We start from the raw sequence: 25,287 nt of genomic DNA, 5'->3' as shown, positions 1-25,287 counted from the left end.
GCTGGCGGGTGTGTCAGTGCTTATCAAGCCGTTCATCGGTACTCAGGGTACGGGCCTCTACGGCTAACATGACAGGGATACCCTCACGAATCGGAAATGCCATGGCGTCCTGGTAACAGATCAGCTCGGTACGGGCATCGTTGAGCTTGAGTTCACCCTTGCACACCGGGCAGGCAAGCATGGCCAACAGTTTCTTATCCATGGTTGGTTCTCTCAGTATTTTGTTGATGCAACTGCCCAGAGCATGCCCTGAGCCGTTCCAGAAAGCGATGTTCAAAAGGTTCCGACAGACAGGCATCCACCGTCAATACCCAGGCGTTGTCGGGGGCAAAACCCTGGCATTTGACCGCATCTTTCGCGGTCATGACCAGCCACTCGCCAGCGCTGGAACCAAGGTCTTCCGGGCGGAAGCGGTGATGATCGGGAAAAGCCGCTTCGGTGACCTGTGCGCCCAGGTTCCTCAGTGTGTCAAAGAAACGTCCCGGGTTGCCTATTCCGGCAACCGCACGCACTGACCGGCCCCCGAGTGCTGAGGGCGCCAGAGTCTCCCCGGAGTTCAGGTTCACCAACGACGCCGGCTGCAGTGACATGGCATGGATCTCGGGGTGCGCAACGCCGGCAAACTCGTCGATCTGCTGACCCGACGGCGGGAACACTTCACCATTGAGAATCACAAAATCCACACTCGAGAGCCGTGTTACCGGTTCGCGCAGGGGGCCCACCGGAATCAGGGCACCGTTACCAATGCCCCGGCCGGCATCGAAAACCGCCAGTTCAATATCCCTGGGCAAGCGGTAATGCTGCAAGCCATCATCACAGATCAGGACGTCGCCGAGTGCCTGCTCCAGGGCCCAGTGCCCACCGCGACAACGGTCGGGATCGACCACCACCGGGCACCCCGTGGCCAGCGCCAGCATCAGCGGCTCATCACCGCAGACCGATGCCGGCGTGGTGTCTTTTACCAACAGAGGATAATGATCGCTTTTGCCGCCGTAGCCCCGGCTCAGGATAACCGGATGCCAGCCGTCCTGCTTCATGCGTTGCACCAGCCGGGCAGTCAGGGGGGATTTGCCGGTACCACCTGCGGTGATATTGCCAACCACTACGACCGGCACGGGTAAGCTTTCATTGCGGGCCTGCCAGGCTTTCCGGCGTCTCGATTCAGACACCACACGGTACAGCCAGGCCAATGGACCGAGGATGGCCAGGGGCTTGCCCTGGCCATACCATAAGCGGTCAATGCGGCTGCTGCTCATGCATGCTCGCTGAACTGGATCTGATGCAACTGGGCATATGCGCCATCTGCCGCCAGCAATTCCTCATGCGTGCCGGATTCGACAATATGGCCTTTGTCCATCACCAGTATCCGGTCCGCCTTTTCGATGGTGGACAGGCGGTGGGCAATGACCAGCGTCGTCCGGCCTTGCATCACCGTCTCAAGGGCTTCCTGAATATGCCGCTCCGACTCTGTATCCAGTGCCGAGGTGGCCTCATCAAGGATCAGGATCGGGGCGTTCTTCAGCAGTGCCCGGGCAATAGCCAGGCGCTGGCGCTGGCCGCCAGACAACATCACACCGTTATCCCCGATCATGGTATCCAGGCCTTCCGGCATCCGGTCGATAAACTCCAGGGCATGAGCCTTGGCGGCGGCTTCCCGGATTTCTTCACGACTGCAGTTGCGCAAGGCACCGTAGGCGATGTTGGCGGCAATGGTGTCGTTGAACAGCACCACGTTCTGGTTCACCAGAGCAATCTGGGAACGCAAACCCTTGAGCGAGAACTCCTTGAGAGACCTGCCATCGATTCGGATGTCACCCTCGGTGTACTCATAGAATCGGGGTAGCAGGCTGACCATAGACGATTTACCACTGCCCGAACGGCCGACCAGTGCCACACTCTGCCCGGCCGGCACGCTCACTGAAATGCCGTCCAGGACATTATCCAGTTGATCACGATAGCGGAAGCACACCTTATCGAACTCAATATGGCCTTCCACACGCTCTGGGGTGTATTCGCCGCGATCTTCCTCTGGCTGCTCGTCCATGGTTTCAAACACGTCATAGGCCGCAGCCACGCCCTTCTGAATCTTGGCGTGCACCGAGGTTACCTGGCGAATGGGCTTGGCCATGGTCGTCGCCGCGGTAATGAAGGCGATTAACTGGCCGGTACTCATCTCACCACGGATTTCCGGAGACAACATGGTCCAGACCAGCGCGGCAATGGCGATAGCTACCAACACCTGGATGACCGGCACGCTGATGGCCTGAGTAGAGGCCATTTTCAGGCTTTGTTTGAGGTTCTGGTCGCTGACTTCCCGGAAGCGTTCACGTTCGTAGTCTTCCCCCCCAAAGGTTCGCACCACCCTGTAACCGGATATGGATTCTGAAGCCACATGGGTGATATCACCCATCGACCCCTGAATACGCTTACTGATTCGGCGAAAGCGCTTGCTGGCGTAATTCACCACCAACCCGATCACCGGCCCCACGGTCAGGAACACCAGGGTCAGCTTCCAGTTGGTATACAGCATAAAGCCAAGCAAGCCGACGATGGTCAGGCCTTCGCGGAGGGTGATGGTGATGGCGTTGGTTGAGGCCTCGGCCACCTGCTCCACATTGAAGGTAAGCTTGGACACCAACCTGCCAGAAGCATTGTCATCATAATACCGCGACGGCAGTGTCATCAGGCGATCGAACACATCATTACGGAGGGCATTGATTACCTGCCGCCCGACGTAACTGATGAAGTATTGACTGAAAAAGGTGCCCACCCCCCGCAAGGCGAAAATGCCGACAATCAGGCCCGTCAAGAACAACCGGTTCTGATCCGTCGGATTCTCAATGGCGGTAATCACATACTCCATGGCAGCCGCCATGCCTGTGGAGGCCGCGGCATAGATAATGTTCCCCAGCACCGCCAGGGAGAACGCGAACCAGAAGGGTTTCACGTAGGCGAGCAATCGCTTGTAGGTTGCCCAGCTTCCGGTTGGCGGTACCTTCAGAGGTTCCGGCCTTGCATCGATCACGGATTCTCAGCCTCCCGCTCTGTGGTTATGCTCAGTTTCGCAAACCCCAGGCGGCCGGCCACATCCATAGCGCGCACAACGTATTCATGGGGAGTTCTGGCATCGGCCGTAATGATAAACGGCAAGCTGTTGTCTCCCTCAGCTAATTCCCTGACACCCCGCTCAAGGGTTTCACGCCGATTATTGACCAGGGTCCTCTCGTTCAGGATGTACTGGCCCTCAGCATTGATCACCACATCGATCTGCCTTACCTCAGAGGGCGAAACCGGTTCGCCGCTCGCCTCGGGCAAATCCACCTGCAGGTGGCTTTCCCGGGTAAAGGTGGTGGACACCATAAAGAAAATCAGCAACAGGAACACCACATCGATCAGTGGCGTCAGGTCAACCCCGACCTCCTGGCTTCTCTGGCGCTTGAACTTCACGGTGTTCAGGCTCCTTCCACGTCGATTTCACGGTCGCCATGAACCACTTCCACCAGCTTGATGGCTTCCTGCTCCATGTTAACGACCAGCTCATCAACGCGACGAATGAAGTAGCGATGACAAATCAGGGCGGGAATAGCCACGCTCAGGCCCGCGGCCGTAGTGATCAGCGCTTCCGAAATACCGCCAGCGAGATTACCGGCGTTACCCACGCCCGCCAGCTGAATTTCCGCAAATACTTTGATCATACCGATGACCGTACCCAGCAAGCCCAGCAGCGGTGTAATAGTGGCAATGGTACCGAGGGGGTTCAGGAAGCGTTCCAGATCATGGATGACCTGGCTGGCTTCGTGCTCAATGCTCTCTTTCATGATCTCCCGGCCGTGCTTGGCGTTGATCAGCCCGCCAGCGAGTATACGGCCCAGCGGTGAGGAGCCCTGAAGCGCCTTGAGCTTGCGCCCGTTCAGTTCTTTTTTCTTGATCCAGCGCCAGAGTTCGTTAATCGATTGTGGGGGCGCTACCCTGGAGGCTCGCAGAGTCCAGAATCGCTCCAGAACAATGGCAAGCGCCAGGATGGAACAGGCAACAATGGGCACCATCAGGATGCCACCGGCTTTCAACAGCTCGAACACGCTTGATCTCCCTGATTAATTACAAGCCGCGCTACTTTAGCATAGCTGCCGGTTCAGGCCACACCCGGAATGTCACGGTATTTTACATTGGTCACGGGTCAGCCCCGGACCCTGGATCCAAAACGGAACCGTGTGGCGTAGCTCACTGATTTTCGGGCCATGCTTACTCAAGGTAATGACGATCTCTCCGGAGCAGGCGGTGTTGAGTGGGCGAGCATTCGCCAGCTGGTACCGGGCCACCACATCAGGATGGGGGTGCCCGTATCTATGCCGATAGCCCGCTGTGTAGATTACCCAGTCGGGCGCGACACGATCGATCCACGGTGCAGAGGACGATGTTTTGCTGCCGTGGTGCGGCGCAAGCACCAAGCGAAAATCCACTGCCTTGCGCAACCACGGCACCGCGCCGGGGGCAAGCATCTCTGCCTCTACCCGTTTACTGATATCCCCGGTAAGCAGCACGTCAGAACCACTGGCGGGATGGTGAACCCGTACCACACAGGACGCATCGTTTCCGGTGCGCTCGGCTTGGGACTGCCAGAATTCGAACACCACCCCATGCCACTCGAACGGCTCTGACCGACACTGTCCTACCGATTTCCCCGGCACTTCGTCCAGAATCCCGGCCACGACTTCCGGCTCACCGCTCTGTATCTGCCCCACCTCTACGGCTTGTACCAACTGTACCAGGCCACCGGCGTGGTCACTGTCACCGTGGCTGATTATCAGACGATCAAGTTTGTTAATCCCCAGGGCCCGGAGGTTCGGAAGCAGTGTCGAGTCAACAGCCGAAAACACACCCCGTACTTCCGGCCCTGTGTCGTAAACCAGTGCCTTGCGCCCCACACGCACCAGAACAGACAGACCCTGGCCGACATCCCAGACACGAATTTCCGGCTCCACCACCTCTGGGTTAATGGCGGCAGGCCTTGTCAGCACCGCCGTGACCGCCCAGGCCCCGACTAACGCCACGGTCATCAGGCGAAAAACCCTGTCAGGGAAACGGAGCAGCAGAACGACGACAGCCGCCAACAATGCCAGCAAAAAGGATGATGCCTCTGGCGTTAATACGGACACTGGAGCCGCCAGTTGCTCCACCCACTGCAGCCAGGCCATCAACGGGCCCAGTACTGCATCGAGCAGCGAACTTACCCAACCCGTCACCGCGCCACCAGACACCAGCACCAACAAAGCACCTGCGAACAGCACCGGCATCACAACCAGCGATACCCAGGGAATCGCCACCAGGTTTGCCACCAAACCGGCCAGCGGCTGGCTCTGCCCAAGCCCGGACAACAATGGCCACAAGCCCGCAAAAACCGCTACCTGTGCCAATACCAGGCCCTTGAGCCAGCCGGGGCCTGCCAGGCGCCCGCTGAATACCGCCAGCAAAACCGCCACCGCACCAAAGGACAACCAGAACCCCTGATCCAGCGGCGCGAACGGGTCAAGTAACAGCACCAGAAACAAGGCTGAGCAGAATGGCCGCCAGACACTGGCCTCGCGGGCCAGAAGCAGATACCAGCCGCCAACCAGAACCATGATCAAGGCTCGGCGGGTTGGTACGGTAAACCCGGCAACCAGTGCATAGAACAGGCAACACAGGATAACCAGCGCAAAGCCTGCGATTCGCCTGCGCCGCTCATCCAGCCAGTGCGCCGGCACTGACAAGGTGAATCGGCGGGCAACCAGGCCGGCACCAACCGCCACCAGTCCCAGGTGTAACCCTGATATAGCCACCAGGTGAATCGTGCCCGTGGCCCGAAGCGTTTGCCAATGCTGATCGGTAAGATAACCGCGGTGGCCAATCAGTAACGAGGCAATCAATGGGTATTCACTGGCATCGGAAAAATGCCGATGGACCTGCTCAGCGACCGTTTGATGCCAGGCGTGGTACCGGCAATGCCAGCCACAATGAAGATCCTGGTCCAGGGCGACCGCACGAACGCTTCCGGTTGCCCGGTAACCTTTCCTGAACAGCCAATCCTCATAACGAAACCCCTCGGGGTTCAGGTTGCCGTGTGGCCGTTTAAGGACCACCTCCAGCCTCAGCCGATGGCCGGGCAGCGCCTGATCATTCCGGCCGTACCAGGAGAGACGCACTCTGCGGGGAAGTACCGGTGTGGCGCCCTGTTGGCCTTCGCTGTGCCAACTGACAACACACACGCTAAAGCGCAACCTGCTGAAACTGCCAGCCTGCGGAAGCTCACAAACATACCCTGATAGTTCCAGACGCTTGCCTTCCATATCCGCCGGCAAGCGCTCCGCCAGGCGCACTTCCGCATGCCAACCCGCCCAGGCCAGGCCCAGCAAAACCAGCGCCAATAGCCTGACCAGACGGTGCATGGTGCCATGACTGCTCAGGAGGGACGCACTGACCATCAGCAGCCCGGCCAAAAACAGCCACCAGGACGGTGGTAAAAGCGTTAGTTGATACAGTAAGATAACGCCGCACGAGAACGCGACAATGCCGGGCGCGCCGACTACGCTGTGTTCAGGCGTTTGGTGAGTATGAAACAGACCGGACAATCCTTGTCCTCCAGTGCATTAGCCCGGCGCGCTCAGGGTGCCGGAAGTTATCCATTCCGAAGCAACAGGCCGAACTTCCTATGCCCAAGAAGTTCATGAAACGGTATCTGCCTTCCCCGGAAAAAGTGCAATCCATCGAATCATTGCGCTTTCTGGGCGATATCCTTCATGAACCCAACCTGTGGCACATCAACCGGCACAGTGTGTCTCGCGCCTTCCTGATCGGGCTATTTCTCAGTTTTATCCCGATGCCATTCCAGATGGCGGCAGCAGCAGGCATGGCCATCTGGATCAATGCCAACCTGCCGTTGTCCGTCGCCCTGGTCTGGATCAGCAATCCGTTGACCATGCCGCCCATCTTTTACTTTAACTACAAAGTAGGCGCCTGGATTCTGGACCGCCCCGTGCTGGCTTTTGAATTCCAGCTCTCCTGGTCCTGGCTGAGCAGCCGCCTGATGGAGATTGGCGTGCCGCTCTATGTCGGGTCAATTGTGGTCGCGACCGCTGCGGGTTGCAGCGCCTATCTGATCATCCAGTACCTTTGGCGGCGTAAAATCCGCACAGACTGGCAGGTTCGGCGCTTTTCAAGAAAAGCCCGCAAGAAGGCCCGTAATCAGGCTTCCTGAACCAACCGCCCTTGCTCCAGTCGCAACACCCGGCCGAGGCTCCGCGCCATTCGCATATCGTGGGTGACCATCACAAAGGCAATGCCAGACTGCTCTCGTAAATCCTCAATCAGAGCCCTGATACCCTCGCCGGTATGCTCGTCCAGGTTACCGGTTGGCTCGTCCATCAACACACATTGGGGCTCGTTGACCAGTGCCCGGGCAATGGCCACCCGCTGGCGCTCACCGCCTGACAGCTCCGAGGGCTTATGCTTCAATCGTTCGCCCAGGCCAACCCGGACCAACAAGGCTTCTGCCTTTTGCCTGGCAACCGCGAGTGACTGCCCCCCCAGCGCGCAAGGCATCATCACGTTTTCCAGCGCTGTGAATTCCGGCAACAGATGATGGAACTGGTAGACAAAGCCAAGGTGGCCATTGCGGAAACGTGCCCGGCCGGCCTCCGACAACCGGTGAATATCCTCACCACAGATATGAATCTGGCCGGATGATGGCCGGTCCAGGCCGCCAAGCAGGTTCAGCAACGTGGTTTTACCAGCACCACTGCTGCCCACGATGGCAACGGTTTCGCCTGCCGACACTTCCAGGGAAATGTCGGAGAAAATCGTCAGTGTCTCGGGGCCCTGGTCGTAGGTTCGGGTAACCTGGCGGCAGTCGATGACCAAAGGCTTGCTGGTGGTCATTTCTACTTCACTCATAACGTAACGCCTCTGCCGGTTCGACCCTGGATGCCCGCCATGCCGGGTAAATCGTTGCCAGCAGGCTCATCACCATTCCGGCACTGCTGATGATTGCCACATCCTGCCACTGCAACTGGGACGGCAGGTAGCTGATGAAGTAGACGTCGGCACTCAGGAACTGGTGCCCCATCAACCCCTCAAGCCAGGAAATGAAAGCGCTGATATTCAGGGCTCCGAAGATTCCGAGCGCGGTTCCCATCAGGGTGCCAAAGATACCTATTACAGCGCCCTGAATGATGAAAATTCGCATAATGCGCCCGGGTGTCGCCCCCATGGTTCGCAGAATCGCGATGTCTGCGGTTTTGTCGGTGACTACCATGACCAGGGTGGAAACAATATTGAAAGCGGCCACGGCCACAATGAACATCAGCAACAGGCCAATCATGGTCTTTTCCATCCGGATAGCCTGGAACAGGTTTCCGTGAGTACGGGTCCAGTCCGACACGTAGTAACGCCCCCCCAGATCCTGCGCAACCTGATTGACCACGCGCGGGGCCGCGAACAGGTCATCCACGAGCAGGCGCACGCCCTCGGCACGGCCACCGGTTCGCATCAGGCGGGCCGCATCATCCATATGAATCAGCGCATAGTTGCCATCCAGCTCGGCACCGACACTGAATATGCCTTTGACGGTAAATCGTTTGAGTCTCGGCAGTACGCCGGCCGGGGTTACCGAGGCCTCGGGCAGGACAACCGTCAGCTTGTCTCCGACCTGGAGCCTGAGGCTGTTGGCCATCAGCCGACCGATGATAATGCCGAATTCTCCCGGCTTGAGTTCATCCAGGTTGCCTTCAATGAAGTGATTCTCAATGATCGATACCGTGGCTTCCTGCTCGGGCACAATGCCGCTTAGCATCACTCCCCGAACATCACCTCCGCCAGTCACCATGCCCTGGCCCTGGATAAAGGGCGCGGCCGCCAGTACCCGTGGATGCTCCTGTACGCGGCGATCGATCTCTTCCCAGTCTTCCAGCGGGCCCGACGCCCCCTGAATCGTGGCGTGGGGCACCATGCCCAGAATGCGCTGCTTCAATTCCCGGTCAAAACCATTCATGACGGACAACACGATGATCAGGACCGCCACGCCAAGCATCAGCCCGAGCATGGAGGTCAGGGATATAAAGGATATAAAGTGATTACGTCTCTTGGCTGCGGTGTACCGCAAGCCGATATAGAACGATAAGGGTCTGAACATGGGGAGGTGCCTGTCGCTACCTTCTGGCCTGTCGTGGTTTGGTACCCCGGATCACTCGCGAGCCTCCGGGAAACTGCTAAACTACTCTTTACCAATAAAATTTCAGCCCGCCGGAGACAGAATGCCAGGCTCGCCTATCACGCCACCGATCACCGATGCCAAAGCCGACCGACGCGAGTATTTCCGGATCGAGGACCGTATTGGCCTTGAAATCCGCCGTCTCTCCGGGAACGCTGACAGCGAGCAGGATGATCCGTTCAATGGATCGCCACTGGAAAGCCTCAAAGCTGAATTCCGCCGGCTGGACCAGGACGTAAAAGCACACCTCGCCAGCCTGGCGGAACGTGACCGGCTACTGACCGGATTAATTAAATCCATGAACAGCAAGCTCGACACGCTGGCGCGCATTATCGCCTTTGAGCAAAATCCGTTGCAACCGGAGGACTGGCAGGATGTGACTCTCAGCGAGGGTGGCCTGTCGTTTTTCAGCAGCACCCCTGCCTGGAACCAGGGCGACCGTATTGCGGTACGTATGACACTGCCACCGGAACTCTATCAACCTCAAGCCATTGCAGAAGTTCTGAGCGCAGAGGTGGATGATCGGGGCGGAGCAAGGGTTCACACCGAGTTCGTTCAACTTGACGACAGTAGCCGCCAACAAATTGCCCGCCATGTGATGCGTTGGCAAATCCGGCAGCGGCAAAAAGAGTAAACTTTGAAAAAACACTGACTTTTGCCCGTTTTTTCGGGATATTACGTTTTATCCATGTCCTGCGGTATCGTTCGCGGGAACCAGGCATTAATGGAGAACCCAATGAAGAACAAGCGAAACCTGATCACCGCCGTGGCATTGACGTCCCTTATGTCGGCCGGCCTGGCATCCAACCTGCACGCCGAACAGCTGAAAATTCCCGTTGGCAGCCAGGCCGATCGCAGCCAGGTCAGCCTGCCGACCACCGGCATGACCCAGGCCTCGGTTCGCAACCGCTGGGGCGCTCCTCAGGATATCCAGGGGCCAGTAGGTGAGCCTCCAATCAGCCAGTGGCACTACTCCAATTTTATCGTCTATTTCGAACACGACCGGGTGCTGCACACTGTCGTCAAGCGCAACCGCTAATCCCCTCCGGACAAAGGTTCAATTTTCTCCGCCCATGGCCTGACGTTGTGGCAATGGTCAGATAGAATGGCGGCTTTTGCGAACCAAGGTGACAAATACAGTGACATCCAAGCGAGTGTTGCCTGCGGAGTGGGCGCCCCAAAGCGCAGTCATGTTGACCTGGCCTCACCCGGGCACTGACTGGGCTCGGATAATGAACGAAGTCGAGCCAGTTTTCCTGAATATTGCCCGGCAGGTGCTTCGATTTGAGCATCTGCTGATCAGCTGTGAATTCGTGGCACGGCTGCAGAAACTCGGCCAGGAACTGAACCATTTCGCAGAAGAGAATGGCCTTCCGGGGCGTGTGATCACCGTCCCGGCACCCGCTAACGACACCTGGGCGCGGGATCATGGCCCGATAACGGTCGACACCGGCGACGGCCTCACCCTGCTGGACTTCCGGTTCAACGCCTGGGGTGGCAAGTTTCCGTGGGAAAAAGACAACGCGCTTAACCAGCACCTGGCGAATGCCGGCGCCTTCGGCAACCATCGTTTGCAGTCTGTGGACTTCGTTCTGGAGGGCGGCTCCATCGAATCCGACGGCCAGGGCACGGTCCTGACCACCAGCGAATGCATGCTGACACCGTCCCGAAATCCCTCCATGGACCGCTCGGCTATTGAACAGCTGCTGTCGGAACTTCTGGGGGCCGATCGGATTCTCTGGCTGAACCACGGCTACCTGGCCGGTGACGATACGGATAGCCACATCGACACCCTGGCTCGATTCTGCGCCCCCGACCACATCTGCTACGTCACCTGTCCGGACGCAGCCGATGAACATTACAGCGCGCTGGCGGCCATGGAAGAAGAGCTGCAGGAGTTCCGACAGACGGATGGCAGCCCCTATAAACTGACTGCCCTGCCCTGGCCGGATGCCATCCATGATGAAGACGGCGATCGCCTGCCCGCCACCTACGCCAACTTTCTGATCATCAATGGCGCAGTTCTGTTGCCTGTGTACGATGTACCGCAAGACCAGGAAGCCATCCGAATCATGGCCGGCATTTTCCCTGACCGGGAGATTGTTGCGATCAACTGCCGCCCGCTGATCCACCAGCACGGCAGCCTTCACTGTGTCACCATGCAGATTCCCGCAGGAGTGGTCACGCTATGACTAGCCGGCCCGAGAACCCGCAGCTGAAGATTGCTGCTATCCAGCAAAAGTCTACCGACGACAAGGCTGCCAGCCTCGCCACGTCTGAGAAACTGATCCGTGAAGCCGCCAAGGGCGGCGCACAACTGGTGGTGCTGCAAGAGCTGCATGCCACGCTGTATTTCTGCCAGACAGAAGACACAGACATTTTTGAACTGGCGGAGCCCATTCCCGGCCCCACCAGCAACCGGCTGGCAGACCTCGCTGGCGAACTGGAGATTGTCCTGGTCGGCTCCATCTTCGAACGGCGCATGAACGGCGTCTACCACAATACCTCCGTGGTGTTTGATACCGACGGCAGCCTGGCTGGCATCTACCGCAAGATGCACATCCCCGATGACCCGGGCTTCTACGAGAAATTCTATTTCACTCCCGGAGACGCCAGGTTCAATGACGGCCGCAGCGGCTTCACCCCGATCAATACCTCTATCGGAAAGCTCGGAGTTCTGGTGTGCTGGGACCAGTGGTACCCGGAGGCAGCCCGCCTGATGGCACTGGCCGGTGCCGATATCCTGATCTACCCCACCGCCATCGGTTGGGACATTACCGACGACCCCGAAGAACAGGCCCGGCAGCTGGAAGCCTGGGTCACGGTGCAAAGGGGCCATGCCGTTGCCAATAACCTGCCCGTTATTGCTCCCAATCGTGTTGGCACCGAACCGGATCCCACCGGCCAGGGTGATGGCATCCGATTCTGGGGCAACAGCTTCATCTGTGGCCCCCAGGGCGAATTCCTGGCCAGGGGAGATGACCACAGCGAGTGCATTCTGACAGCCACCCTTGATCGCAACCGTACCGAATCCGTTCGGCGAATCTGGCCGTATCTTCGGGATCGTCGCATCGATGCCTATGAAGACATTCTTAAACGGGTACGGGACTGAGGCCTGCATGAAACAAAAGATGGACAGCGTTGTTACCGAGCTCAACAAAATACTGTTGGGCAAGGACACCCAGGTTCGGCTGGCTCTGTGTGGATTACTGGCCCGCGGCCACCTGCTGATCGAGGACATTCCCGGGATGGGCAAAACCACCCTGTCCCACGCCCTGGCCAAGATCATGGGCCTGAGTTATCAGCGCATCCAGTTCACCAACGATCTGCTACCCGCCGATGTTCTGGGCTATTCCATGTATGACAAGCAGGCCGGCAGCCTGGTATTTCATCCGGGCCCGATTTTTGCCCAGGTTGTACTGGCAGACGAGATCAACCGGGCCTCGCCCCGTACTCAAAGCGCGTTGCTGGAAGCCATGGAAGAGCGACAGGTGTCCATTGAGGGCGAAACCCGGCCACTGCCCTCGCCGTTTTTCGTGATTGCCACCCAGAACCCTATCGAACAGGGCGGCACCTTTCCGCTGCCCGAATCCCAGCTTGACCGCTTCCTGATGCGCCTGCGCCTGGGGTATCCGGATCCGAAGGCCGAGCGGGAACTGCTGGAAGGCGAGGATCGCAAGACCCTAACAGACAGGCTCCAGGCCATCCTCCCCCACGACCAACTGCAGGCACTGCAAGGTGCCGTGGACGAGGTCACTGCCAGCCCGGCCCTGCTGGATTACCTCCAGCGTCTGCTCGAACAAAGCCGTCGCATGCCCGGCCTGCTGTATGGCCTTTCCCCGAGGGCTGGCCTCGGCCTGCTCCGGGCCGCCAAGGCCTGGGCACTGATGGCAGGCCGCAACCATGTGTTGCCAGACGATATCCAGGCGGTTTTCCCATCTGTTGCCGAGCATCGCCTCGAGCAGGGAGAGTCCGGCAAAAGCAAAGAAAGGGTCCGGCAGCTGCTGACCACCGTCTCAGTACTTGAATAATTCCGCAATGCCCATATAGCGAAGCTTAATTGGCCGCATTATCGGAAACGAATGGCAGCCTGGTTATTTCATGTTAGCCTTTCGACTTCTTAATTAATCAACAGTCCGCACAGCCGGGCTGAACCTGACTCCTAATTACCAGCGAGCATTCCATGAGCGAAACCCGACACTCCCGACTGATCATTCTTGGCTCCGGCCCGGCCGGCTACACCGCTGCCGTCTACGCAGCCCGCGCCAACCTGAACCCAACACTGATTACCGGTATTGAAGTGGGCGGTCAGCTCACCACCACCACCGATGTGGACAACTGGCCGGGCGATAACGATGGCGTTCAGGGCCCGGAACTGATGCAGCGCATGCAGATGCATGCTGAACGCTTCGAAACCAACATTATCTACGACACCATCAACGAAGCTGACCTGAACAACCGCCCGTTCCGGCTGAAAGGTGATGGCGGAGAGTACACCTGTGACGCCCTGATTATCGCCACAGGCGCATCTGCCATGTATCTCGGGCTGGAATCCGAGGAGAAGTTTAAAGGTCAGGGCGTGTCGGCTTGCGCCACATGCGATGGTTTTTTCTACCGGAAACAGAAAGTCGCGGTGATTGGTGGCGGCAATACGGCAGTGGAAGAGGCTTTGTATCTCTCCAACATCGCTGACGAGGTGACCCTGGTTCATCGCAGGGACAAACTGCGAGCCGAGAAGATCCTGCAGGATAAACTGTTCGAGAAAGCAGAAAACGGCAATGTGAAGATTGTCTGGAACCATACGTTGGACGAAGTTCTGGGCGATGGCACCGGCGTTACCGGCATGCGCATCCGGAGCATGGAAGACGGCAGCACTCAGGATATGGAACTGGCCGGTGTCTTCATCGCCATTGGCCACAAGCCCAACACCGGCCTGTTTGAAGGCCAGCTCGAGATGGATAACGGTTACATCCGCATCAATTCCGGGCTCAATGGCATGGCAACCCAAACCAGCATTCCCGGCGTGTTTGCCGCCGGCGACGTGGCTGATCATGTATACCGCCAGGCGGTTACTTCTGCCGGTTTTGGCTGCATGGCCGCCCTGGATGCTGAAAAATTCCTGGATCAACAGGACTGATCCAGGTAATCGCAACATGACGTCGCTACCCTGGCTGGACCCGGATCAGCTCTGGTTCCCCCCGGCAGACGAAGCACTGGACGACCCGGACGGCCTGCTGGCCCTGGGTGGCGACCTGTCATCAGAGCGACTGTTGCTGGCTTATCGCAACGGCATCTTTCCCTGGTTCAGTGACGACCAGCCCATCCTCTGGTGGTCGCCCAACCCACGGTGCGTGCTCTTCCCCAACGAGATTCATATCTCCCGTAGCCTGCGGCGCACCCTGAACCAGCGTCGTTTCGAGGTCACCGCCGATCAGTGTTTCAGCCGGATCATCCGCCTTTGCGCCAATACCCGTGCCGAGGGCACCTGGATCACCGATGACATGGTCACCGCGTACACCAGGCTGCACCGGCAAGGCATCGCCCACTCCATTGAAATCTGGAATCAACAGGGCGAGCTGGCTGGCGGCATGTACGGCCTGGCCCTGGGGCGATGCTTCTTCGGTGAGTCGATGTTTTCTCTGGAGACCAATGCCTCCAAAGTGCTCATGGTACACCTTGCCAACCAACTGGCGGTCTGGGGCTACCAGATGATGGACTGCCAGGTTGAGAGCAGCCACCTGCTGAGCATGGGTGCCAGGGCTATCCCGCGGGCGGAATTTTTATCTATACTCAGGGCATGTGTGGATCGGAAAGCGGATCAGCCAGACTGGACATTCACCTGGCGCTGGCCCGGCCCGGAGGCATGAATGAGCAACCTCAGAACCCTGGTTTTCTTTGCAACACCAGCCCATGATTGCAGCTACCTGCCAGACCGCGAAGCCACCACCATGTTTGTGGACCCACGGGCCCACATCGACAAGAAACTCTACAGCCAGTTGACCGCCCTTGGCTTTCGTCGCAGCGGCTCACATTACTACCGCCCCCACTGTGAAGACTGCAATGCCTGTGTGCCTGTTCGCCTGAAAGTGGATGAGTTCAAGCCTGATCGCAATCAACGGCGGGTGCTGCGCAAAAACCAGGACCTCAGTTGCAGACTGGTGCCAGCCGCCTTCAGCGAGCGCTACTATCGCCTCTATGCCCACTATATAGAAGAACGCCATGAGGACGGAGACATGTACCCACCCTCCCGGGAGCAGTTCATGTCGTTTCTGGTAGAGGGGGCAACAGACTCCTGGTTCCTGGAGATTTCCCTGGACAGTGAACTGGTGGGGCTGGCCGCCGTGGATCTGCTGGATGATGGCCTGTCGGCCATCTACACCATATTCGCCCCGGAACTGGAACACCGGAGCCTGGGAACCTTTGCCGTGCTCTGGCAAATTGAAGAAGCCCGCCGGCGGGAATTGCCTCATCTTTATCTGGGGTACTGGATCAAAGAATGCCGGAAAATGAACTACAAAACCCGCTTTACCCCGATCGAAGCCCTGCGCGACGGCCACTGGCGAGAGATGCAATTGGACTGATTTTTGCCAAACGTTAAGAAATCAGGCAGAATTGCGCAATTTAAAATCACCGAAAGCATTCCCGAACGAGGTTTTTACTGAATGGCGAAATCAGATGTCATTGAAATGGAAGGGGTTATTATCGACACCCTTCCCAACACCATGTTCCGCGTTGAGCTGGCCAACGGTCACGTTGTAACCGCTCACATCTCAGGAAAAATGCGCAAGAACTACATCCGCATCCTGACAGGCGACAAGGTCAAGGTTGAGCTGACTCCCTATGACCTGAGCAAGGGCCGCATTGTGTACCGCGCCCGTTAATGCTCCAGTGACATCTGAAAAGCCCCGCTTCTGCGGGGCTTTTTTGTTAGATCTGGTAAGTCGGGCGTTCGCTGACCATCATTCGCGGTTCTGATCCGAGCATTCCATGGCACCCGGGTTTGTATAACAACGTATCTTGCGCAGAATCGTCATCATGTCTTCGTGATAAACAGCGGCGGCCAACTGGGCCTCTTGCCCTTTATTCGACAGTAGATCTATGCGTACCTGCCTGAGCATTTCCTGATACTCCCGCATGTCCTCCGGACCAATATCCACCCACCGATCACTTGGTATACGGTCCTCGAATTGGCGAATAACCCTGATGGCATCCGGATAGAGCCGGGCCATCAGTTTCCGGGACTCCCGAACAAACTCGGGGCTGAATGCACCTTCCCGCGCCACCAGCTGTATTGTCACCTGACCGACCGGGTAGCGAATGATGCCACCCCGATCGCCTGCCCCACGGAACATTTCAAGCACTTCCCAGGCCGCTGCCGGTGCATAGCTCATGTCAGCCTGGCCTGAGTTGAAAACCCGGGCAAAGTTCGAGATCTTCGCCGGCACCGGCTCGGCACCCACAAACTCCACCATATGTCGGGCATCATGGTGGCCTTCAAAAACCGTGATGCGTTTACCCTTGAGCGCTTCAACGTGGTTAATAGCCCGGTCATTGACGAACAGGTAAGCCGCGCCCATGGGCGCGACACCAAGCACCTCATAGCCATCCTGGCTCAGGTGTCTCGCGATACGCGGGCTGGCAAGACCATGCAGCAAGACCCGCAAGTCTTCATAATAAGGTACAGCACCGATGGCGCTGATCGAACCGGTAAAATCGTTGAAATGCCGCACCCCCATATCGGTGAGTGCCACCAGGTCACACTGGCCCTCGCGAAAGTCCCTGATGGCCAGGTCTTCATCTGTGTAGGGCTGCATCACCAGAGACGTACCTGCGGAGACTGCGCCGCGCTGGTAATCACGAAGCAACTGATAGACAAAGCCGTTAGCGCCGGCCACATCAAACACGCAGAACTGCTTTCTTTCGGTAGCCGCCAGTGCCGGGCGAACCAGGAGCACCAACAGACCAAAAATCACTGCCAGGGTAAGGGGAAATTGACGGAACGTCCTCATTGGGCTGCTTCCTTATCGTTGTTATTGGCAAGCCGTGGCAAATCGCCACGCATTCTTTGCCTTAAACTGACAGAAGTTGCCCTGAAATGGATTGACAGCACGGCCAGGCTCTGGGGCCTGCTTCGGTCAACCGGTTAACAGCCAGCGCCCCACGCACAAAAAAACCGCTGCCGGACATAGCCCGGCAGCGGCTTCCATTACCAACGATTGCGGTCAAACCGCTTCGGCTGGCTCGTCCTCATAGTCAAAGACCAGTTCATCGTCCTTCAACTGAATGAACACGTCCCCGCCCTTCTCCGACAACCGGCCAAACAGGATCTGCTCAGCCAGCGGCCGCTTGATCTTGTCCTGAATCAGGCGAGCCATCGGTCTGGCACCCATGGTGACATCGTAGCCCTTCTCTGCCAGCCAGGATTTAGCGGCATGGTCCACGTGCAGCACCACGTGCTTCTCGTCCAGCTGGGCCTGAAGTTCGGTCAGGAACTTGTCGACCACGTGGGTGATCGTTTCCTTCTGCAGGTCGGCAAACTGGATAATGCCATCCAGGCGGTTACGGAACTCCGGCGTGAAGGTCTTGGTGATCACTTCCATGCCATCGGTGCTGTGGTCCTGCTCGCTGAAGCCAATGGAACGGCGAGCCATACTCTCGGCACCGGCGTTGGTGGTCATCACAAGAATCACATGGCGGAAATCGGCCTTCCGACCGTTGTTGTCGGTCAGGGTACCGTGGTCCATCACCTGCAGCAGCAGGTTGAACACTTCCGGGTGCGCCTTTTCAATTTCATCCAGTAACAACACGCAGTGCGGGTGCTTGTTAACCGCCTCGGTCAGCAGGCCACCCTGGTCATAGCCGACATAACCGGGAGGCGCACCAATCAGCCGAGACACGGTATGCCGCTCCATGTACTCAGACATGTCGAACCGCACCAGCTCTATGCCAAGCACCTTCGCCAGCTGTTTGGTCACTTCTGTTTTACCAACCCCGGTTGGGCCCGCAAACAGGAAGGCGCCTTCCGGTTTCTCCGGCGCTTTCAAGCCGGCACGGGCCAGCTTGATCGCCGTGGCCAGAGATTCGATGGCCGGGTCTTGTCCGAATACCACCATTTTCAGATCGCGCTCAAGGTTACGCAGCAGACCCTTGTCGCTGGTGGACACGTTCTTCGGCGGAATCCGGGCGATGTTCGCGACCACGTCTTCGATGTCGGTAACATCAATGGTCTTCTTGCGCTTGTCTTCCGGCTGCAGGCGCTGCCTTGCGCCGGCTTCGTCGATCACATCGATGGCCTTGTCTGGCAGATGCCTGTCGGTGATGTAGCGGTCCGCCAGCTCAGCAGCCACCCGAAGCGCCTTGTCGGTGTACTTCAGGTCGTGGTGCTTCTCGAAGCTCGGCTTCAGCCCTTTGAGAATCTGGTAGGTATCCTCGACACTTGGCTCGTTCACATCGATCTTCTGGAAGCGACGTGCCAGAGCACTGTCTTTCTCAAAGATGCCGCGGAACTCCTGGAAGGTGGTGGAGCCGATACAACGCAACTCCCCGGAGCTCAGCATGGGCTTGAGCAGGTTGGACGCATCCATCACCCCGCCCGAGGCCGAACCTGCTCCAATGATGGTGTGGATCTCGTCAATAAACAGAATGGCGTGATTCTGCTTCTTCAGATCACTCAGCAAGCCCTTCAGGCGCTTCTCAAAATCGCCCCGGTACTTGGTGCCCGCCAGCAGGGCGCCCATATCCAGGGAATACACCACCGCATCGGAAATGATCTCCGGTACCTGGCCATCCACAATTCGCTTGGCCAGTCCTTCGGCAATAGCGGTCTTGCCAACACCGGCCTCGCCCACCAACAACGGATTGTTCTTGCGACGGCGCACCAGTATCTGGACCACACGCTCTACTTCGTGCTCACGACCAATCAACGGGTCGATGCGGCCCTGACGGGCCTGCTCGTTCAGATTGGTGGCATAGCTTTCCAGCGGCCTGGACTGGGAGCCTTCCTCGCCGGCCTCTTCATGGGCAGCATGGTCCGCGCCTTCCTGGTCTTCCGCGCCCTGAACCCGGGAGATACCGTGGGAAACGAAATTGACCACATCAATCCGGGCGATGCTCTGCTTCTTCAGGACATATACCGCCTGGCTCTCCTGCTCGCTGAAGATAGCCACCAGTACATTGGCACCGGTCACCTCTTTCTTGCCAGAGGACTGGACGTGGAATACCGCTCGCTGCAGCACGCGCTGGAATCCCAGCGTTGGCTGGGTTTCACGCTCGCTGTCTGTGCTTGGAATTAATGGTGTAGTGGAGTCGACAAATTCGACCAGTTCATCTTCAAGGCGCTTGAGATCTGCACCACAGGCTTTGAGGACACCCACCGCCGATTCGTTATCGAGGAGAGCCAGCAACAAATGCTCGACCGTCATGAATTCATGGCGCTTATCACGGGCATTTTTGAAGGCCGTATTCAGCGTAATTTCAAGATCTTTGCTCAGCATGGGCCACCCCGCCGTCTATCAGTCCGCACGTTCAATCTCGCAAAGGAGCGGATGCTCGCATTCCGAAGAATACTGGTTCACCTGTGCCGCCTTTGTTTCCGCGATGTCACGGGTATATACCCCACATACGGCTTTTCCCTGCGTATGGACGAGCAGCATCACCTGCGTCGCCTTTTCTTCGTTCATTCCGAAGAACTTCATCAGTACATCCACCACGAAATCCATGGGTGTGTAGTCATCGTTCAGGAGCACAACCCGATACCGGGCCGGGCGCTTCAGAGCTGGCTTCTCGGGCGCAACACTAACACCTTCATGACGCCCGGGCTGTTCGTCCTCCCCCTGATTAAATACTAGTAGAGAATTCTCAATTGTCCGCATGGTTCTGTTTACCGGTTATTCGGTTTCCTGACTAAATGTGGTTGCCCGCAACCCGGTTTTCAAGCGAAAGCCCGGTTCAAGCGTGAGTTATTTATCAATACGGACATGATACCGCTTCCGGACCTTGTTGAACCACTCATTCGGCGACTACTGCCCCTTGACTCGAGCCCGGGTTTGGCCGACAGTTAAGGTGCATTGTAAAATAATGTAAACCTGCGCAACCGGCATGTAACAGCAAGCGACACCTGCCATGCCGAATCGCACCATTTATGACCCGGCCCGTCCGGGTCTCAGGCAGCAATTCCAATAATAAGAGTGACAGCAAAGGAACAGGGGAGTTCATCATGCCTAGAGGCAAGGTCAAATGGTTCAACAACGCCAAGGGATACGGCTTTATCATCGAAGACGGCTGCAGCGATGACCTGTTCGCCCACTTCTCTTCGGTGCAAATGGACGGCTACAAAACGCTGAAAGCTGGCCAGGCGGTCACCTTTGAGAAAAAGCCCAGCGATAAAGGGGTGCATGCCGTCAATATCGTTCCTGACGAAACCCAGGCAAAACAGCCCTCGGAGATTGGGGCTCAGCAGTCTGAACAGTCCTCCGGGGAAGCGTCGTCAGGACGGGACGGGTATCCGCCCAGAGCCGTTAACGCCTGAGAAGGCGCCTTGGCCAATCACTCTCACCTGCCAGTTCACCTGGCAGGTACGTTTTTTTATGCTTTTTTCACAGGGTTTTATCCTTTACGCTTGCCGCTTTCGAGCACCCGTTAGCGAGACAGGACCCCGTGCATGGCGGAGCTGATTCTTTTCAACAAGCCATTTCAGGTATTAAGTCAGTTCACCGACGAACGCCAGAACAACCCCCGCGCAACACTTGCCGACTGGATCAAGAAACCCGGCTTCTACCCCGCTGGCCGGTTGGACTACGACTCTGAAGGCTTGCTTCTGCTGACCAATCACGGCCCCCTGCAACATCGAATTGCCGCACCTGACAACAAAATGCCAAAAACCTACTGGGTTCAGGTGGATGGTGAGATTTCCCAGCAGGCCATTGAGCAGCTTTGTCAGGGTATCAAGCTGAAAGATGGGTTAACCCGGCCCGCTACAGCCCGCCGAATGAACGAACCGACCGTCTGGCCCAGGGTTCCGCCAGTCCGGCACCGGGAAACCATTCCGACCAGCTGGCTTGAGCTCACCATCACCGAAGGCCGTAACCGCCAGGTACGGCGCATGACAGCAGCCGTTGGCTACCCTACCCTTAGACTTATTCGGTACCGGATTGGTGACTGGACACTCGACAATCTCGAGCCCGGGCAGTATCGGCTTGAGACCGTGCACCTGCCTGACAGCCCGGCAACCGGCAAACCGAAACCCGGCCGCCCGAAATCCCAGCCGGTCAGACACAGGAGACCTCGTTAACCATGACCTGGAAACCCCATGCCACTGTCGCCGTCGTGGTCGAAAACGAGCAGGGCCAATTCCTGCTGGTTGAGGAAGTCAGCAACGGCAAAGTGGTTTTCAATCAGCCAGCAGGCCACATCGAAGAGAACGAAGCCGTGCTGGATGCGGTGCGCCGTGAAACCCTGGAAGAGACCGGCTGGGAAGTAGAGCCTCAGTTCTTTTTGGGCGTATACACTTATAAAGCACTGGCCAACGGCGTTACCTATCACCGCTTTTGCTACGCCGCCCGCGCGACAAAGCAGGTCACCACGGAGCTGGACACCGGCATTATTCAGCCGCACTGGCTCAGCATTGAAGAAATTCGGGGACTCGGCGACAAGCTCCGCAGCCCTTTGGTGCTGCGCTGTATCGAGGATTACCGAAATGGCCGGCAATTCCCCCTTGATGTAGTGGTGGATGACCAGACGTAATCACCACAAGATGATAAAATCGCCGTTTTCAACCGGCTACCGAAAGGCTCATGATCCAGAATCCTGACTCCAGTACTCCCAAGAACACCCGCGTGATTGTCGGCATGTCCGGCGGCGTGGACTCCTCTGTTGCCGCCTGGCTGTTGAAAGACCAGGGCTACCAGGTGGAAGGCCTGTTCATGAAAAACTGGGATGAAGACGACGGTACTGAGTACTGCACCGCCATGACCGACCTCGCCGATGCCCAGGCAGTGGCGGATGCCATTGGTATCAAGCTGCACACCGCCAGTTTTGCGGCTGAATACTGGGACCGGGTGTTTGAGCACTTTCTGTCAGAATACAGCGCAGGGCGCACCCCCAACCCGGACATCCTGTGCAATAAGGAAGTGAAATTCCGGGCGTTTCTGGATTATGCCGTCACCCTGGGTGCCGACTACATCGCTACCGGCCACTACACCCGCCAGCGCCCTCTTAATGATGGCACTGGAAAGGCTCAACTGCTGAAGGGTCTGGACCCCAACAAGGATCAGAGCTACTTCCTGCACGCGGTGTCTGGTGACCGTATTGCGCGCACCCTGTTCCCGGTAGGAGAGCTGGAAAAACCGGAAGTTCGCCGTATTGCCGAGGAACAAGGCTTTGTTACCCACGACAAAAAAGATTCTACCGGTATCTGCTTCATCGGCGAGCGCAAGTTCACCGACTTCCTGAAACAGTACCTGCCGGCCCAGCCCGGCGACATCGAAACACCGGATGGCAAAGTGATCGGCAAACATCAGGGCCTGATGTATCACACCATTGGCCAGCGCCAGGGGCTGGGTATCGGCGGCCTCGCGGAATTTGGTGACGAGCCCTGGTATGTGGCTGAAAAAAACCTGTCCCGCAATGTACTGATTGCCGTTCAGGGCAAGAACCACCCACTGTTGTTTTCCCGCGGCCTTGTGTCTGGCGCCATTGACTGGGTGGCCGGTGAGCCGCCCGCCCAGAGCTTCCGCTGCAAAGCAAAAACCCGCTATCGCCAGCCAGATCAGGACTGCGAAGTGACCGTTATCGAAGGCGGCGTCAAAGTGGTCTTTGACGATGCCCAGCGGGCCGTCACCCCCGGCCAGTCAGTGGTGTTCTATCAGGGCGATGTCTGCCTGGGCGGCGGCGTGATCGAACACACCTGGCGGGATGGCGAAGCGCTGCCATCACGGCTGGAGCTAACTGTCGATGCAGGGGCCCGCGCATGAGCAAATCCCTGCACGACCAGACCCTGGCGTTGGCTGGCCTGTTCCAGGCAGCAGCACTGGTGCGGCAGATTGCCCATAATGGCAGCTGTAGCGACGAGTCCCTGGAAACCTGCATACGCTCTCTGTTCGCCACCGATCCAGCGTCCACCCTGGATGTTTACGGGGGCGAATTGTCCGACATCCGTGAAGGCCTGGAGGCCCTGTCTACCTCACTGGCGCAACAGAGCCGCCCACAGGACGTCGAGATATTGCGATACGTGCTGAACCTCGTTCATCTTGAGTCCAAACTCAAACGCGACGGCGACATGCTCGATGTGATTGGCAGCCGGATTGAACAGGCACGGCATACCGCCAGCCACTTCGGATACACCCACAGCAACCTGATCGGCAATCTGGCGTCCATTTACACAGACACCATCAGCACGTTCCGCCTACGCATTCAGGTCAGCGGCAACCCACAGGTGCTGCAGCGGGAAGAAAATGCAGCGAAGGTCCGCGCCCTGTTGCTGGCTGGTATCCGCTCGGCAGTGCTCTGGCGTCAGAGCGGCGGCCACCGCTGGCAGCTGATCTTCAAACGCAAAAAGGTCATCATGCACGCCCGGGAGTTGCTGCGCTGATTCGCAGCGCCCTCTGGTGTATCATTAGCGCCTTCATATATTTCCGATCCGATTTTTCTTTGATGAACTGAGAGGTTTTCGATGGAACTCACCGCCCTGACCGCCATTTCCCCGGTCGATGGCCGCTACGGCAGTAAAGTCAGCGTATTTCGCAGCATCTTCAGTGAATACGGCCTGATCCGTAACCGGGTAACCGTCGAAATCCGCTGGTTGCAGAAACTGGCCGCTCACCCGGCCATTACCGAAGTGCCAGCATTCTCCGACGAAGCCAACGCCTTCCTGGACAAAATGGTCAGCGAATTCAGCCTGGCTGACGCCGAGCGCATCAAGGACATCGAACGCACCACCAACCACGATGTCAAAGCGGTCGAGTACCTGATCAAAGAAAAGATCGCCGATGTGCCCGAGCTGCACGCGGTGACCGAATTCGTCCACTTTGCCTGCACTTCCGAAGACATCAACAACCTGTCTCACGGGCTGATGCTGCGCGAAGGCCTGGACCACGGCCTGTTGCCGGCCATGGACAAAGTCGTCGACAAACTGGCCGAGTTGGCCAAGGAACATGCCGAACAGCCCATGCTGTCCCGCACCCACGGACAAACCGCGTCTCCCACCACCGTCGGCAAGGAACTGGCCAACGTGGTGTATCGCCTGCGTCGCCAGTTGATGCAAATCCGCGAAGTGGAAATCATGGGCAAGATCAACGGTGCGGTCGGCAACTACAACGCCCATCTGTCCGCCTATCCGGATGTGGACTGGGCAGCCAACGCCGAAGAGTTCATTGAGAGCCTGGGCCTGGACTGGAACCCGTACACCACTCAGATCGAGCCCCACGACTACATCGCCGAACTGTATGACGCCATTGCCCGCTTCAATACCATCCTGATCGATCTGGACCGGGACATCTGGGGTTACATCTCCCTGGGCTACTTCAAACAGAAGACAGTGGCCGGCGAGATTGGCTCCTCCACCATGCCCCACAAGGTAAACCCCATCGACTTCGAGAACTCCGAGGGCAACCTGGGCATCGCCAACGCGCTCTTCAGCCACCTGTCTGCCAAGCTGCCAATCTCCCGCTGGCAGCGTGACCTGACCGACTCCACAGTGCTGCGTAATCTGGGCGTGGGCTTTGCTCACAGCCTGATTGCCTATGAGGCTACCCTGAAGGGCCTGAGCAAACTGGAAATCAACCCGGCCCGCCTCAACGAAGACCTGAACAACGCCTGGGAAGTGCTGGCCGAGCCGATCCAGACCGTGATGCGCCGTTACAACATCGAAAAACCCTACGAAAAGCTCAAAGACTTGACCCGTGGCAAAGCCATGAGCCCGGAAGTCATCAAGAATTTCGTCGAAACACTGGATATTCCGGAGCACGCCAAGGCCGAACTGCGCGCCCTGACACCGGATACCTACATTGGTAATGCCGTCGAACAGGCCGGCAATATTTAACCTGGAG

Annotated in this window: 27 protein-coding genes; 16 read left to right on the top strand and 11 right to left on the bottom strand. The window is 57.8% G+C overall.

What is annotated here, in order from left to right:
* Positions 1 to 13: 13 nt before the first annotated feature.
* The 6 genes from ACNSOI_RS08740 to ACNSOI_RS08715 all read right to left on the bottom strand — a co-directional run bounded on the left by ACNSOI_RS08740 (position 14) and on the right by ACNSOI_RS08715 (position 6,608).
* Complete coding sequence (locus ACNSOI_RS08740; protein ID WP_011785222.1) at positions 14 to 202, bottom strand: Trm112 family protein; 189 nt, start codon at positions 200 to 202, stop codon at positions 14 to 16.
* A complete protein-coding gene (lpxK, locus tag ACNSOI_RS08735; RefSeq protein WP_420195591.1) occupies positions 195 to 1,256 on the bottom strand; it encodes a tetraacyldisaccharide 4'-kinase in 1,062 nt (353 codons plus the stop codon). Before lpxK ends, ACNSOI_RS08740 begins: the two co-directional genes overlap by 8 nt.
* Positions 1,253 to 3,025, bottom strand: coding sequence for a lipid A export permease/ATP-binding protein MsbA (gene msbA, locus ACNSOI_RS08730; protein ID WP_106695575.1), 1,773 nt, complete (start codon positions 3,023 to 3,025; stop codon positions 1,253 to 1,255). The genes lpxK and msbA overlap by 4 nt, the downstream gene beginning before the upstream one ends.
* Positions 3,022 to 3,447: an ExbD/TolR family protein gene (locus ACNSOI_RS08725; RefSeq protein ID WP_058089567.1), complete on the bottom strand. Its 426-nt coding sequence runs from the start codon at positions 3,445 to 3,447 to the stop codon at positions 3,022 to 3,024. The genes msbA and ACNSOI_RS08725 overlap by 4 nt, the downstream gene beginning before the upstream one ends.
* Before the next feature lie 5 nt (positions 3,448 to 3,452).
* Entirely contained in the window at positions 3,453 to 4,079 is a 627-nt protein-coding gene (locus ACNSOI_RS08720; RefSeq protein ID WP_058089566.1) for a MotA/TolQ/ExbB proton channel family protein, read from the bottom strand.
* Between the two features lie 72 nt (positions 4,080 to 4,151).
* Positions 4,152 to 6,608 (bottom strand): DNA internalization-related competence protein ComEC/Rec2, encoded by a 2,457-nt coding sequence (locus ACNSOI_RS08715; RefSeq protein ID WP_420195590.1) that lies wholly within the window; start codon positions 6,606 to 6,608, stop codon positions 4,152 to 4,154.
* A gap of 80 nt (positions 6,609 to 6,688) precedes the next feature.
* Between ACNSOI_RS08715 and ACNSOI_RS08710 the strand changes: the two genes are divergently transcribed.
* Complete coding sequence (locus ACNSOI_RS08710; protein WP_072677501.1) at positions 6,689 to 7,234, top strand: DUF2062 domain-containing protein; 546 nt, start codon at positions 6,689 to 6,691, stop codon at positions 7,232 to 7,234.
* Here the strand turns inward: ACNSOI_RS08710 and ACNSOI_RS08705 are convergent.
* Both ACNSOI_RS08705 and ACNSOI_RS08700 read right to left on the bottom strand, forming a co-directional pair.
* Positions 7,222 to 7,929, bottom strand: coding sequence for an ABC transporter ATP-binding protein (locus tag ACNSOI_RS08705; protein ID WP_106695573.1), 708 nt, complete (start codon positions 7,927 to 7,929; stop codon positions 7,222 to 7,224). The genes ACNSOI_RS08710 and ACNSOI_RS08705 overlap by 13 nt on opposite strands.
* Positions 7,922 to 9,166: a lipoprotein-releasing ABC transporter permease subunit gene (locus ACNSOI_RS08700; protein ID WP_072677503.1), complete on the bottom strand. Its 1,245-nt coding sequence runs from the start codon at positions 9,164 to 9,166 to the stop codon at positions 7,922 to 7,924. Before ACNSOI_RS08700 ends, ACNSOI_RS08705 begins: the two co-directional genes overlap by 8 nt.
* A gap of 121 nt (positions 9,167 to 9,287) precedes the next feature.
* Between ACNSOI_RS08700 and ACNSOI_RS08695 the strand changes: the two genes are divergently transcribed.
* From ACNSOI_RS08695 to infA, 9 genes are all read left to right on the top strand, one after another.
* Positions 9,288 to 9,878, top strand: coding sequence for a PilZ domain-containing protein (locus ACNSOI_RS08695; protein ID WP_061331002.1), 591 nt, complete (start codon positions 9,288 to 9,290; stop codon positions 9,876 to 9,878).
* Between the two features lie 102 nt (positions 9,879 to 9,980).
* On the top strand, positions 9,981 to 10,283 hold the full coding sequence (locus ACNSOI_RS08690) for a hypothetical protein (RefSeq protein ID WP_106695572.1): 303 nt from the start codon (positions 9,981 to 9,983) through the stop codon (positions 10,281 to 10,283).
* Positions 10,284 to 10,383: 100 nt separating this feature from the next.
* The gene (locus ACNSOI_RS08685; RefSeq protein WP_420195589.1) at positions 10,384 to 11,436 is read left to right on the top strand and encodes an agmatine deiminase family protein; all 1,053 of its coding nucleotides are present in this window, start codon (positions 10,384 to 10,386) and stop codon (positions 11,434 to 11,436) included.
* On the top strand, positions 11,433 to 12,356 hold the full coding sequence (locus ACNSOI_RS08680) for a carbon-nitrogen hydrolase (protein WP_420195588.1): 924 nt from the start codon (positions 11,433 to 11,435) through the stop codon (positions 12,354 to 12,356). The genes ACNSOI_RS08685 and ACNSOI_RS08680 overlap by 4 nt, the downstream gene beginning before the upstream one ends.
* A gap of 7 nt (positions 12,357 to 12,363) precedes the next feature.
* Complete coding sequence (locus tag ACNSOI_RS08675) at positions 12,364 to 13,275, top strand: AAA family ATPase (RefSeq protein WP_061330998.1); 912 nt, start codon at positions 12,364 to 12,366, stop codon at positions 13,273 to 13,275.
* A 152-nt stretch (positions 13,276 to 13,427) separates the two neighbouring features.
* Positions 13,428 to 14,381 (top strand): thioredoxin-disulfide reductase, encoded by a 954-nt coding sequence (gene trxB, locus ACNSOI_RS08670; protein WP_061330997.1) that lies wholly within the window; start codon positions 13,428 to 13,430, stop codon positions 14,379 to 14,381.
* 16 nt (positions 14,382 to 14,397) lie between these two features.
* Entirely contained in the window at positions 14,398 to 15,111 is a 714-nt protein-coding gene (gene aat / locus ACNSOI_RS08665) for a leucyl/phenylalanyl-tRNA--protein transferase (RefSeq protein ID WP_106695569.1), read from the top strand.
* The gene (locus ACNSOI_RS08660) at positions 15,112 to 15,825 is read left to right on the top strand and encodes an arginyltransferase (RefSeq protein WP_061330995.1); all 714 of its coding nucleotides are present in this window, start codon (positions 15,112 to 15,114) and stop codon (positions 15,823 to 15,825) included.
* Between the two features lie 81 nt (positions 15,826 to 15,906).
* On the top strand, positions 15,907 to 16,125 hold the full coding sequence (infA, locus tag ACNSOI_RS08655) for a translation initiation factor IF-1 (RefSeq protein WP_058089554.1): 219 nt from the start codon (positions 15,907 to 15,909) through the stop codon (positions 16,123 to 16,125).
* A gap of 78 nt (positions 16,126 to 16,203) precedes the next feature.
* On the opposite strand, the gene ACNSOI_RS08650 is transcribed toward infA, so the two are convergent.
* From ACNSOI_RS08650 to clpS, 3 genes are all read right to left on the bottom strand, one after another.
* Positions 16,204 to 17,253, bottom strand: coding sequence for a putative solute-binding protein (locus ACNSOI_RS08650; protein ID WP_230712466.1), 1,050 nt, complete (start codon positions 17,251 to 17,253; stop codon positions 16,204 to 16,206).
* 213 nt (positions 17,254 to 17,466) lie between these two features.
* Positions 17,467 to 19,737: an ATP-dependent Clp protease ATP-binding subunit ClpA gene (gene clpA, locus ACNSOI_RS08645; protein ID WP_420195587.1), complete on the bottom strand. Its 2,271-nt coding sequence runs from the start codon at positions 19,735 to 19,737 to the stop codon at positions 17,467 to 17,469.
* A gap of 18 nt (positions 19,738 to 19,755) precedes the next feature.
* The gene (gene clpS, locus ACNSOI_RS08640; protein WP_061330994.1) at positions 19,756 to 20,115 is read right to left on the bottom strand and encodes an ATP-dependent Clp protease adapter ClpS; all 360 of its coding nucleotides are present in this window, start codon (positions 20,113 to 20,115) and stop codon (positions 19,756 to 19,758) included.
* Positions 20,116 to 20,459: 344 nt separating this feature from the next.
* Here clpS and ACNSOI_RS08635 point away from each other — a divergent pair, with 344 nt between their 5' ends.
* From ACNSOI_RS08635 to purB, 6 genes are all read left to right on the top strand, one after another.
* Positions 20,460 to 20,771 (top strand): cold shock domain-containing protein, encoded by a 312-nt coding sequence (locus ACNSOI_RS08635; protein ID WP_420195586.1) that lies wholly within the window; start codon positions 20,460 to 20,462, stop codon positions 20,769 to 20,771.
* Between the two features lie 132 nt (positions 20,772 to 20,903).
* Positions 20,904 to 21,533: a pseudouridine synthase gene (locus ACNSOI_RS08630; protein WP_420195585.1), complete on the top strand. Its 630-nt coding sequence runs from the start codon at positions 20,904 to 20,906 to the stop codon at positions 21,531 to 21,533.
* Between the two features lie 2 nt (positions 21,534 to 21,535).
* Positions 21,536 to 21,985, top strand: a complete 450-nt coding sequence (locus ACNSOI_RS08625; protein WP_420195584.1) for an NUDIX hydrolase — start codon at positions 21,536 to 21,538, stop codon at positions 21,983 to 21,985.
* A gap of 50 nt (positions 21,986 to 22,035) precedes the next feature.
* Entirely contained in the window at positions 22,036 to 23,214 is a 1,179-nt protein-coding gene (mnmA, locus tag ACNSOI_RS08620) for a tRNA 2-thiouridine(34) synthase MnmA (protein ID WP_106695567.1), read from the top strand.
* Complete coding sequence (gene hflD, locus ACNSOI_RS08615) at positions 23,211 to 23,831, top strand: high frequency lysogenization protein HflD (protein WP_058089547.1); 621 nt, start codon at positions 23,211 to 23,213, stop codon at positions 23,829 to 23,831. Before mnmA ends, hflD begins: the two co-directional genes overlap by 4 nt.
* A gap of 81 nt (positions 23,832 to 23,912) precedes the next feature.
* Positions 23,913 to 25,280: an adenylosuccinate lyase gene (purB, locus tag ACNSOI_RS08610; protein WP_061330990.1), complete on the top strand. Its 1,368-nt coding sequence runs from the start codon at positions 23,913 to 23,915 to the stop codon at positions 25,278 to 25,280.
* Positions 25,281 to 25,287 lie beyond the last annotated feature (7 nt).

The organism is Marinobacter sp. GH_1, from assembly GCF_048595985.1.
Taxonomy (GTDB): Bacteria; Pseudomonadota; Gammaproteobacteria; order Pseudomonadales; family Oleiphilaceae; genus Marinobacter; species Marinobacter shengliensis.
Note: the sequence above shows the minus strand (reverse complement) of the source record. Positions and strands in the feature narration are given on the sequence as shown.